Here is a 12,124-nt window from a genome sequence, read left to right on the forward strand (position 1 = left end):
GCATCGGTTAACCGCCGTTACAGGTCTAAAGGGAGTGGATGACGAAGCACGTTCATCCGCTAACTAGGGTGGTACCACGGGAATTCAACCTCTCGTCCCTAGCGCTGCAAACGCTACGGGATGCTGAGGTTTTTTTGTTGTTATAAATTGCTTATAACCTGAAGGAGGAATATAGATGAGTGAGAATCATCAGCCGAAGCACGGCTATCAGCCACAAGTGATGGAGAAAAACTGGCAGCAATTTTGGGATGAGAATAAAACGTTTAAAACAGGTGAGGATCCATCTAAACCGAAGTTTTACGCGCTGGATATGTTCCCGTATCCGTCCGGTTCCGGACTACACGTAGGTCACCCGGAAGGATATACAGCAACAGATATCGTATCTCGTTACAAGCGGATGCGTGGATATAATGTACTGCATCCAATGGGATGGGATGCTTTCGGTCTGCCTGCGGAACAGCATGCACTGGATACGGGAGAGCACCCGCGTCACATCACATTCCGTAACATTGACAACTTCCGTCGTCAGATCAAGTCACTCGGATTCTCGTATGACTGGGATCGTGAGATCAGTACGACAGACCCTGAGTATTACAAATGGACACAGTGGATCTTTATCCAGCTGTACAATAAAGGTTTGGCCTATGTCGATGAAGTACCGGTGAACTGGTGTGAAGCTTTGGGTACAGTGCTTGCAAACGAAGAAGTTATTGATGGCAAAAGTGAGCGTGGTAACCACCCGGTTGTGCGTAAACCGATGCGTCAATGGGTACTCAAAATTACGGAATATGCAGAGCGTTTGCTGGAGGATCTGGAAGAGCTGGACTGGTCGGAAAGCATCAAGGATATGCAGCGTAACTGGATCGGCAAATCGACCGGGGCTGAAGTAGTTTTTGCCATCGAAGGCCGTGAAGAAGTGATTAAAGTATTTACAACCCGTGCAGACACATTGTTCGGTGCAAGCTTTGCCGTTCTGGCTCCAGAGCATGAATTGGTTGAAGCGATTACGTCCGAAACACAGCGTGAGGCGGTTAAAGCTTATCAGGAGCAGGCTGCGCGCAAGAGTGATCTGGAACGTACCGATTTGGCGAAAGAAAAAACAGGTGTGTTCACAGGTGCGTACGCGATCAATCCGGTAAACGGAGCAAAACTGCCGATCTGGATTGCTGATTATGTACTGGCGGGTTATGGTACGGGAGCTGTAATGGCTGTTCCGGGCCACGATGCGCGTGACTGGGAATTTGCGAAGCAGTTCGACCTGAATATCTTTGAAGTTATCGAAGGCGGAGATGTTACAAAAGAGGCATATACAGGTGACGGCGCACATGTGAACTCCGATTTCCTGAACGGATTGAACAATGAAGAAGCTGCAGCGAAAATGATCGCTTGGCTTGAAGAGAACGGCAAAGGACAAGGTAAAACGACCTACCGTCTGCGCGACTGGCTGTTCAGCCGTCAACGGTATTGGGGAGAGCCGATTCCGATTCTGCATCTGGAAGACGGAACGATGAAGACAGTGCCAGAAGATCAATTGCCGCTGTTGCTGCCTGACATTGATCAGATCAAACCTTCAGGCACAGGTGAATCCCCACTGGCTAACGTTACCGATTGGGTAAATACAGTTGATCCGGAGACGGGTATGAAGGCTCGCCGCGAAACCAACACGATGCCACAATGGGCGGGAAGCTGCTGGTACTACCTGCGGTTTATCGATCCGCATAATGACAAGGAACTGATCTCAAAGGAGAAACAGCAGCAATGGTTGCCAGTTGACCTGTACATTGGTGGAGCAGAACACGCAGTACTTCACTTGCTGTATGCTCGTTTCTGGCACAAGGTGCTGTATGATCTGGGTGTTGTACACACGAAAGAGCCATTCCAAAAGCTGGTCAACCAAGGTATGATCTTGGGAACTAATAATGAAAAAATGAGTAAATCTCGCGGTAATGTCATTAACCCGGATGAGATTGTGAACGAATTTGGTGCAGATACACTGCGTCTTTATGAGATGTTTATGGGGCCGCTCGAAGCGACCAAACCATGGAACGCAAACGGAGTTGAGGGAATGCATCGTTTCCTGTCCCGTGTATGGCGTCTGTTCATCAACGAAGACACAGGTGCGATCAATGAGAAAATTACAGTTGACGGTGGAACGGATGAGTTCAAACGTACAGCGCACAAAACGATCAAAAAAGTAACGGAAGATCTGGAGCACCTGCGCTTTAACACCGCGATCAGCCAGTTAATGATTTTCATCAATGATGCTTACAAAGCAGATACACTGCCTCGCGAAGCAATGGAAAACTTTGTTCAACTGTTGTCACCTCTGGCGCCGCATATGGCAGAAGAGCTGTGGAGTCGTCTTGGACATGAGGGTGGAATTTCTTACGTGGCTTGGCCTGAATACGATGAGTCCATGACGGTGGATGCAGAAGTAGAAATCGTGGTTCAAGTGAATGGCAAAATTGTAACTCGTGCGACTATCGCGAAGGATCTGGATTCACAGGCAATGCAGGATTATACGATGGAACTGGCATCTGTGAAACAGGCGCTGGAAGGCAAGACTATTCGCAAAGTCATTGCCGTTCCAGGCAAACTGGTTAATATTGTTGCCGGTTAATTTCACTGGCACGAAACACCTCATCCAGTTTGACTAAATCTTCATCATATTTCTCATGTGTCGTGTGGATCAGGCTGTCAAATACGCCATCCAGATTATTTCTCAGCAGTGCAAGTGCCTGTGCGGTTATTCCGCCAGGTACAGCAACGCGAGCCTGGAGTTCTTGCGGAGTATAACCTCCTTCGGTGAGCAGCTTGCCTGTTCCTAATAGCATCTCACCGGCAAGAGCACAGGCATCAGCGCGTTTGATCCCTGTCAATCGCACAGCACTTTCAATCCATTGCTCCAAAAAGAAGGATATGAATGCAGGTCCGCAGCTGGAGAAGTCGGATGTGATTCGGGTGCAGGCCTCATCTACTTGGTAGGGTTTGCCGATATGACTCATCAGGCTTTCCAGTATATTGCGGTCTTCGGCAGTCATTCGTTCGCCATGGATGAACAGGGTTGCTCCGCTGCCGACCTGATGTGTAACACTGGGGATAACTTTGGAGACTTTGCAAGGAAGTGAAGATTCCAGATGGCGTAGCTGCACGGGGCTAGTGATCGACACAATTATGTGATTGGAATTCACAACCGGCAAGATGTCATCGATGACATGTCTGAATTCCAGCGGCTTCACGCACAGGAAGATGATATTGCTGCGAATCACCGTTTCCCGATTGCTCTGTGATTCATGCAGCCCGGGGTAACGGAGGGAAAGCTGACGTACTTTCGAAGGGGTTCGATTGCTTGCAGCAATCTGACGGGGTTCGAGTGCACCGGATTGAATCAGGGCATAGATCAACAGGCTGCCCATGCTGCCGGTTCCGATAAATCCAACCTTCATTGGTTCAGGCCTCCTTTCATGCTTTACGGTAATGGCGCAGTATCTTCCCTCTATTGTATGCATGAGACGCTGGTCCACATGACATGAAAATATGTATCTTATATAAGCTAAAGCATTAAACGGTTCGGAAGCACCGCCCGTGTTCGAAATGATCTCTATTTTGAATATGAGGGAGTGTGCGAAAGATGAGATGGAACAAAGCGATGTCCATTGCTGCGGCGGTGTTAGGATGTATACTGATATTATGGTCGGGCAAAAGTGAACAGCCGCCTAGCGGCTGGGAACCGATGCTGCTCGGCGCCGATCAGCCGACAAGTGAGCAGAGTCCCTCTGTTACACAGTCGGCTGCTTCGGTTCGGGAGAATATAGCTGCTACTGCATCAGGCGGGAGTGGGAGCGAGCAGAAATCTGACATTGTAACTCCAGTGGATAACTCGATGGTTAAGGAGCCTAATGTTGCTGTTGCTACACAAGGTGAGCTATCGACCCAGCCACAGGCTCAGATTGAAGAGAGTCGTTCACCTGCATCTGAAAAGACATCTAATACGGCTGGCGAATCAACCGATGGAATAGCCGATAATGGCAAAATCGACGTGAACACGGCATCTGTTTCCAAGCTTACAGAACTTCCGGGAATTGGACAGAAGAAAGCCCAAGCCATTGTGGACTATCGTAATACGCATGGTCCTTTTGCCAAAGTCAGTGATCTTACCAAGGTCAAGGGCATAGGTATGAAGATGCTGGAGAAGATGGCTTCTTATGTACAGATTCGCTAAATACATCTTGATAGAAATGGCTTCAAAGTGGGAGGAGAAGACTGCATGAGTACAGTAGAGCTTCGCAAGGATTGGGACACGTATTTTATGGACATCGCTTATATGGTTTCCACGCGTTCCCGCTGTCCTCGCCGGCATGTAGGGGCTGTGCTGGTTCAAGGAAAAAAACTGCTGGGTACTGCCTATAATGGTGCACCAATGGGGGTAGCTGATTGTTCCGAGGCTGGCTGCATGATTTCGGAAGAATACGAGCTTGTGGTCACAGATGGACAGGAGGAAATGGTTAAAAAACAGCGCTGCATTCGTACTATTCATGCGGAGCAGAATTTGCTTTTATTCACAGATCGTATTGACCGTGAAGGCTCGACTGTATATGTAACCGACGAGCCTTGCTGGACATGTGCTAATATGCTGGCAAATAGTGGCGTTACAGAGATTGTATTTCATCGTTCCTATCCCAAAGATACGAGCAAAGTAACGACTATGATGGAGCAGAAAGGTGTTACGTTCCGTAGACTGGATAATTACCAGCCTCCAAGGGAGACGATGATGACCGTAAGCAACTAACGAGAACTCCTTAGGTCAGGCTAGAGCGCGTCAAGATGCATTAGAGCAGGTTAAAACAGGGATATGTTTTACAAGGTGAGTTTCATAATTACGGGGAAGAACCTCCGGTAAGCCTGAATAGGCTTCCGGAGGTTTTTGTGTATTTATTTTAAGGAGAAGGGAGGCGAGCCGGGATGAATGGCAGACCATTGCTTCGCATAGCGATCTTCTGGCTGTGCGGAAGCGGCATGGCATGTGTGCTGACAGGATGGACGTTAATTTGGGGAATGGTGGGGGCTATGGCATGCCTTCCGCTCTTGCTGTATTTTATGAATATCCGTGGGTGGTCCATTCTTCTTTTAATCATCGCTTTTGCAGGTGGTATCGTCCAATGGGAATGGAATGATTCTCGGAATTACAGTACATTGCCAGAATATTTACATCGTTTTACTGAAGTAATCGACGGGGCTCAGGCCAAAATGGAGGGGGAACTTGTATCTGATGTAAATGTAGATGGGGATCGGGCTAGTTTTGAGATGCAGATTTCATCTTTAGTTTTGAATCAAGAACCAGAGAGGATGGTTGATGATGATGTCAATTCACCTCGAATTCTAACTTCACAAGTGCCTTTGGCCAAAATGAATGAACGAGTCATCGTGCAAGTTCGATTAATGGAGAAGCAGGAACAAGAAACAGCAGCTTCTTGGAAGCGAGGAGACAAGCTGACGCTGTCCGGTTCTTTGGCTCTTCCAGGTGAAGCCAGAAATTTTGGGGGATTTGATTATCGTAGCTATCTAAGGACGCAGTATATCCATTGGATGGTCAAGGTGAAGGGAGCCAGTTCGATCACTGCTGTGTCTCCAGAAGGACCGGGGAAAATAAATATACTGCGTTGGACAGATTCGGCAAGACAACTGCTCGGTTCAGCGGTGGATCGGTTGTTTCCTGAGCCGCATGCCGGTTACATGAAAGGGCTGATCATCGGCATGGCGAAGGATATTGATCCGAATACGTACGGTCAATTCTCTCAACTCGGACTCACCCATATCCTTGCCATCTCTGGTACACATGTTGCGGTGTATGTTGCTTCATTACTTATGCTCTTATCATGGCTGAAATTAACCAGAGAGACAGCTTTAACGATAGTGCTGGTTCTCGTGCCGGCTTATGTATTGCTTTCGGGTGGGTCTCCATCTGTCATTCGGGCAGGCATCATGTCGATGATTGGTCTGTATATGGCGAAGCGCGGATTTGCCAGAGATGGAATTCAGATTATAAGTGCAGCGGCTTTGCTGATGCTTTGGTGGAATCCCTATTTTTTATTAAATGTCAGTTTCCAACTCTCTTTTCTGGTGACCGCGGGGCTGATGATTTATATGCCGCTTATCAACAGGTTGTTCAGCAAATGGCCCAAATCGCTGGCTGCGACAGCTTCGGTTACGGTAACAGCCCAACTGATTTCTTTTCCAGTGACGATTCTTTATTTCAATCAGTTCTCATTGCTGTCCTTTGCAGCCAACTTTTTGCTGGTGTCTTTGATCAGTGCGGTCGTGCTTCCTTTAGGGACAGTTGCAATGATTTTTTCTTTTGTGTGGTTCCCGGTTGCGAAACTTCTGGCATGGATAGCTATCCAGCTGAATAAACTAACCTTTCTTAGTGTGGAATGGATGAACAGTTTGCCCGGTTTTGTAATGATCTGGCCGACACCTTCGTTATTATGGATCGTAGCCTATTATGTAATTTTGTATGTGTTACTTTATTTGCTTTATCAGAGGGACGGTGGTCATAAGCCGCATCATATCCATGCTGGAGAAGAGGATACATCTCCGCTGGGTATGCATAGGCGTACCGCTGCTCAAGCGGCAGAACCGGGTCAAGGTTCACTCACTACTCTCGGTGCCAGCATCGCTTGGCCTGAGTATGCGAGTGCTTTTACGTCAAAGGGTGCAGGCTTCTATAGCGAAGTGCGCATGAGTAGAGTTAAGCAATTGTTATGTGGTGTGCTTGCGATCAGTTTAGCGGTCGGATTATGGTGGGCATATCAGACGCCGCGGCCGATGGGAACAGGTGTGGTGCAATTTCTGGACATTGGTCAGGGAGATAGCACTCTAATTACTACGCCAGAGGGCAAACATATTCTTGTAGACGGCGGTGGTACGGTTAATTTTGGAGGCAGTGAACATTCGTGGAAAACGAGGCGTGATCCGTATGAGGTAGGCGCTAAGGTCGTTGTTCCATTATTGAAAAAGAGAGGCATTCATCAACTCGATGCGGTTATTGTGACCCATGCGGATCAGGATCACGCTGGTGGGCTGCAGGCTGTACTTGAACAGATTCCAGTGAAAAGCTTGATGTTTAATGGAACGACGAGTGGAAAAGAGAAATTCAATCATCTGCTGGATACTGCGGTTCAACGCCAAATCCCGCTATTCGCTATACATCAGGGCATGACCTATAAGCCAGATCAGGAGACAGCTTTATATTTTATCTCACCAGAGCGGAGTAAGTTGGGTGATCCATCAGGAGGTATTCCTGTTCTTGAGAATCAGAACGGGGAGTCGGTTGTATTTTTACTAGAGATGGCGGGCACGTCGATGCTATTCACCGGAGATATGGAAGCAGCAACGGAACAGAACGTGCTGTATGACATTCAGGACGGTTCGCTTGCAAACTCATTTCAACAAGAAGTTCAAGATGCGGCGGAGGCAGTAGTTCGAAATAACAAAATGGGTGCAAGTGTTGTACCTGAATGGATGGACGGGGGAGCTGGTTTAGGTACAAATGATATTTCATCCTCAGTGGTTTACGTACCGCAATCACTACCACATATATCAATAGATGTGCTTAAGGTAGCTCACCATGGTAGCAAAACATCCTCTACAGAAGCATGGCTTCAGTATTGGAATGCAAAAGCGGCATTAATCTCTGCGGGGGTAAACAATACCTATGGTCATCCGAACCCGGGAGTGATGAAACGTCTGGAAGCGATGGGGTCTGAAATTTATCGAACGGACCAGATGGGAGAAGTACAGATGAGGGTGAAAGATGGGGAGATCGATGTGCGGTATAAGCTGTTACAGAATAAAAATGAAGGGGGTGATTAGGGTGACTATGGAAAATATAATTCCTGATCCAACATGGGCCAGACTGGGTTTTCCTGAACCTCCGGAATTTGAAAACTCGGGTCAACATATCGGTGTAATTATTATTGATCAAATAAGGCCACATCCTGCTATTCGTCATTTAGGTGAGCGGCTCAAGTATATTACTGTGAATCATGATTTGTCTGTGCAATGCAACGATGATATTGTTGCCCAATCCGGTAGCAGCTCTTTTTCGGGTGGGGAAGATGCGGAACTTGGAGTACATGGTTTAAAAACTGTACTGGCGTTATCCCATGAGCCATTTGAGATAAATGGAGAAACACATATAGGAATATCTCCCGCTGCTTATTTTATTGTGCTTGACCACGGCGCGTTTATGGAAGGGGAAGGTGAGCGTTTAAAAGCAGGCGTGGATTGGATATTAGAGCAGCAAGGCTGGAATATCAGAATAATTTTGTGCACGGGCTGGCATGCTTCGGATAACCTGGTTCTTTTGAAAAAAAGTCATGAGTATTCCACCGTGCAAGCATTACAATCTGCAGTCAAGCAAGGTGTTCTTGTGGTTTGTTCAAACGGAAACACACGATTAGGAAATATTATGCCGCCAATTGACTATTTCACAGTGGGGGGTTATCACGACCGTGGGACCAAGAATCGTCATATGCACATCCCCTATCCAGATGAACCTTTTGGCAGGAATGGAGATGGACACTTCAGACCAGATATTTTAGCACCGCGGCTTCATTTGACTGTGCCTTTTTGTGAATCAGCAACTACTGTAGGAGAGGTTTCGTATTTCGGTGGGACTTCCGGCTCAGCAACGCTCATAGCAGGTGTTGCAGCCTATTTGTTTTCGAAGTATCCCCAACTAGATGCAGTTGAGTTACGTCGTATTTTGGTAGGAAATGCAGATCTGGTTGTGGATCATGAGAACAGTGCGCCAAGAATAAATGTAGGTAGGGCTGTAAATACGCTGGATTCAAGTTTGCAAACGAAGGGAAAAAATTATCACGAACCTCGGATAAAATCAGATCATCTCAAGTTCTCCATTATAACTATGAATGAAATCGAAAGAGGGGTAGAATTCTCGCGTTTTATCCGGCAAGCAGAATTAAGTAGAATGGAACTATGGGCACATTCCGCAGACCCAAGCTCCATCATTAGGAAAATAGCAGTTCATGCTCTGGGGAAGCCGAAAGATGCGGAGGAAAGGGACATGTTTTGGGAATTGCTGAGCAAAGAGCAAGAAGGGGGTGTACGTGGCTGGTATGCTTATGGATTGTTACAAGATAGTGATGAATTGGAAGTTTTCTTTTGGATACCTTATGCTACCGATAGCAACTGGGCAGTACGATGGTGTGTGAGCGAATATCTCAACAAATACGAAGAGCGATTCCCACAGCTGGAAAAGACGGATGTTCCCGAACAGATACATGAAAAGGCAGAACATATACTACAATGGCTGTCTCTTCAACAATGATACTCTACAACCTAATGCTTATTGGAATTAATAGGTTGATAAATGTGAATATATTGATAATGCATAAAACTTGGAGTGAAATTGGTCATTACTTTAGCTGTAACTGTAAGTATAAAAAAGCCCCTTGCCATTACTCTCCTCAAAGAAGAATAATGGTAAAGAGACCCTTTTTCATATCTGTTCTGTCGATTGAATATAAATGAAATATTATTTACTCCACGCCGTCCTTGAAATGTTTATCCCAATGTTTATCGCCTTTGTGCAGAATATCTTCAACCGTTTTTTCCAGTGTCGCCAGTAACTGTGCTCTGACATCCAGTACTGTTTCTCTGTACAAGCGTTCTTCCGATCCGACAATTTTATCGCCGTACAACGCCTGCGCAGCTACGTATTTCCGGTGTTCCTCAACCAAAGTATCAATGGATTGCAGGGCATGTTCCACAAAGTGGGAGATACTTTGATATTCCTTTGGCATTTGTTCTTTTAGTTCTTGAATTCTTGCTAGAGCTGGCATGCTCATCACCTCGTCTTATGAATGTAAATTTACAATACACCATTTTCATGAAAAAAGCATTAAAATAAACTTAAATTTGGACAAATTTCGACTTTTTTTATTTTTAAGCCTTCAAAAGTACTTAACCATAATGTATGCCATTGCATTTGTTTTGAGTCGTGTAAGTACTGGAATCCGAGATGACAGACGTTTGGTGACTACGTTTGCATTTTCTGTTATTCTAAGATAAGATTCGGCGGCCCTTATACATAAGCCGTTATTTTGTGATGGAAAATTAAAATATACTTAACTTTGCAACAATTTTATCGATGATCACGTCAGTAAGGTTGCAGGGAGAGGGGGATCCTTTGTGGTAGAGCCGGAACTCATCAGAGCCGCTCAATCGGGCGATCGCGACGCTCTAATTACCCTATTGCGGGAGATTGAACAGCATGTCTATCGTACCGCTTATTACATTCTAAATAATGAACAGGACGCCTTGGATGCTGCGCAGGAAGCGTTGATCCGAATTTACACCAAGATTAACTCTTATGAAGAAAAAGCCCAGTTCAAAACCTGGGTGCAACGCATCGTGACTAATATCTGCATCGACAAGTTCAGAAGAACCAAGCCATCTGTGTCTATTGATGAACATGAAATGGTTTTTCAGGATAAGCAGGATGTAGAGTTTGAAGTGATGTCCACTTATGTAGCCAAGGACATACAGGAAGCGATCAACAAGTTGCCTGAGCATCATCGGACCGTCATTGTTCTAAGATATCTGCAAGATTTATCCTATAACGAAATTGCGGATTGTCTCGATCTTCCGCTAAATACGGTGAAGTCTTACTTATTTAGAGCCAGACAACAGTTACAAAATCTACTACAGGAGTATCAGAAAGGTGGTGTGACAGGATGAAATGTGAAGAGGTGGTGGAATGGATGCACCGGTATCTGGATCATGATCTGGGCGAGGCGGAAACGACGCAGATGCTACAGCATGTGGCCAAGTGTCCGGAGTGCGCTGAAAATTTTAGTATGCTCAGAGCTCTGTCCAGGGAACTGGAAGAATTGCCGCAAGTAAGCCCGAAGTTCAGTCTGGTTGACGCAATTATGCCTCAACTGGATGCAATCGACGAAGCGCGTAAAGAACAGAGCAGTACCGTGCAAGAGATGAGTCCTGTCCCTGCGGCATTTGAGAATTTGCAACGTTCAAGTTCAAGTGAGCAGAAAGCGAAGACAAAATGGTTTAATTCGATGGCAGGACGTATGTCCGTGGGTGCAGCAGCTGCAGCTGTTATATTAGGATTTGCCATCTGGGGGCATCAGCCAGAGCAGATTGAGAATGCCGATTCTGTGATGATAAGATCGGGGGCCTCACAAGATAGCAATAGTGAGGAGCAGTCCGCGCTGAGTATGCAAGTGAATAACGATCAAGTAGATTCAACTAACCAAGCAGAAGGAAGTAGAATTGCACCTGACTCGTCAAACGATCCGGTGACCGAAGGTTCTATGCAACCAAAAGCCGATCAATCTGACGAAAGCAACGGAACCGAACTGAAAACTCCAGATGCTTCTAATAATCAAGAATCAGCTAAACCTTCCACGGAGGATGCAGGTTCTTCTGATAAAGGTAAACAAGAGGCAAGTTCAAATCCTCCTTCAGACACGGCCAATAATCAAGAGAAAAGCATGAATCCAAATCAGGGAACGGAGCAAAAAAAGCAGGATGTAGAAGATGGTAATGCTTCCTCTCCAAATGAAAGAAGTGCGTCCGATTCAAACGATAAGTCAGACGATACATTTACGGCTCAAACGATCATTCCTAACCAGGATGCCCCAGCCCAAGGCAATGAAGCTGATAATTCAGGTACAGGAACAGAATCTGGTGATGCTGCTGGAGGGCACCAGGGACTTCTGGCTCCTGAGCAAGGGATTACGGCACCGACAACAACTAAAGAATGGAAGTCACCTGATGGTTCTTATGTTGTGATGCTGATGGGTGACCAGTTGAGTGTTTATGCAAAATCAGCGAATGATCCCGATGTTCTGAATCTAATTGAACAGCGGAATGTTGATGGTGCTCTAAAGTCGGGGAGTTGGTCCAAAGACAGCTTACAGTTTGAATATGAAATGGACAAAGACGGAACGATGACTAAGGACACTTTCAAAGTGAACGCATCATCTAATGTGCCACCTGCAAAATAGTTTCTGAATAATGGCTTCATTCATTGAAATAGAATGAACCTTATGGAATGACAAGCATATACTGGATATAA

At 46.0% G+C, this 12,124-nt stretch carries 9 protein-coding genes and 1 other annotated feature (1 of these 10 only partly in view); of the genes, 7 read left to right on the forward strand and 2 right to left on the reverse strand.

The features are described from left to right. Window positions 1–103, forward strand: a binding site (T-box leader); it begins 150 nt to the left of the window's first position. Between the two features lie 72 nt (window positions 104–175). Continuing rightward, a complete protein-coding gene (gene leuS, locus AB4Z30_RS20770) occupies window positions 176–2,620 on the forward strand; it encodes a leucine--tRNA ligase (RefSeq protein ID WP_441929372.1) in 2,445 nt (814 codons plus the stop codon). Here leuS and comER read toward each other — a convergent pair. Beyond that, window positions 2,601–3,446, reverse strand: coding sequence for a late competence protein ComER (comER, locus tag AB4Z30_RS20775; protein ID WP_441929373.1), 846 nt, complete (start codon window positions 3,444–3,446; stop codon window positions 2,601–2,603). The genes leuS and comER overlap by 20 nt on opposite strands. Window positions 3,447–3,631: 185 nt before the next feature. Between comER and AB4Z30_RS20780 the strand changes: the two genes are divergently transcribed. From AB4Z30_RS20780 to AB4Z30_RS20795, 4 genes are all read left to right on the forward strand, one after another. Then, on the forward strand, window positions 3,632–4,222 hold the full coding sequence (locus tag AB4Z30_RS20780) for a ComEA family DNA-binding protein (RefSeq protein ID WP_441929374.1): 591 nt from the start codon (window positions 3,632–3,634) through the stop codon (window positions 4,220–4,222). Between the two features lie 45 nt (window positions 4,223–4,267). Continuing rightward, the gene (locus AB4Z30_RS20785) at window positions 4,268–4,789 is read left to right on the forward strand and encodes a deoxycytidylate deaminase (RefSeq protein WP_441929375.1); all 522 of its coding nucleotides are present in this window, start codon (window positions 4,268–4,270) and stop codon (window positions 4,787–4,789) included. A gap of 173 nt (window positions 4,790–4,962) precedes the next feature. Beyond that, the gene (locus AB4Z30_RS20790; RefSeq protein ID WP_441929376.1) at window positions 4,963–7,872 is read left to right on the forward strand and encodes a ComEC/Rec2 family competence protein; all 2,910 of its coding nucleotides are present in this window, start codon (window positions 4,963–4,965) and stop codon (window positions 7,870–7,872) included. Window positions 7,873–7,879: 7 nt separating this feature from the next. Next, the gene (locus AB4Z30_RS20795) at window positions 7,880–9,352 is read left to right on the forward strand and encodes a S8 family serine peptidase (protein WP_441929437.1); all 1,473 of its coding nucleotides are present in this window, start codon (window positions 7,880–7,882) and stop codon (window positions 9,350–9,352) included. Between the two features lie 211 nt (window positions 9,353–9,563). Here the strand turns inward: AB4Z30_RS20795 and AB4Z30_RS20800 are convergent, their stop codons facing one another. Next, on the reverse strand, window positions 9,564–9,866 hold the full coding sequence (locus AB4Z30_RS20800) for a hypothetical protein (protein ID WP_441929377.1): 303 nt from the start codon (window positions 9,864–9,866) through the stop codon (window positions 9,564–9,566). A gap of 349 nt (window positions 9,867–10,215) precedes the next feature. Between AB4Z30_RS20800 and AB4Z30_RS20805 the strand changes: the two genes are divergently transcribed. Both AB4Z30_RS20805 and AB4Z30_RS20810 read left to right on the forward strand, forming a co-directional pair. Further along, entirely contained in the window at window positions 10,216–10,764 is a 549-nt protein-coding gene (locus AB4Z30_RS20805) for an RNA polymerase sigma factor (RefSeq protein WP_154983218.1), read from the forward strand. After that, a complete protein-coding gene (locus tag AB4Z30_RS20810) occupies window positions 10,761–12,053 on the forward strand; it encodes a zf-HC2 domain-containing protein (protein WP_441929378.1) in 1,293 nt (430 codons plus the stop codon). Before AB4Z30_RS20805 ends, AB4Z30_RS20810 begins: the two co-directional genes overlap by 4 nt. The last annotated feature ends 71 nt before the right edge of the window (window positions 12,054–12,124 follow it).

The sequence above is a fragment of the Paenibacillus sp. 2TAF8 genome (assembly GCF_052114825.1).
Classification (GTDB): domain Bacteria; phylum Bacillota; class Bacilli; order Paenibacillales; family Paenibacillaceae; genus Paenibacillus.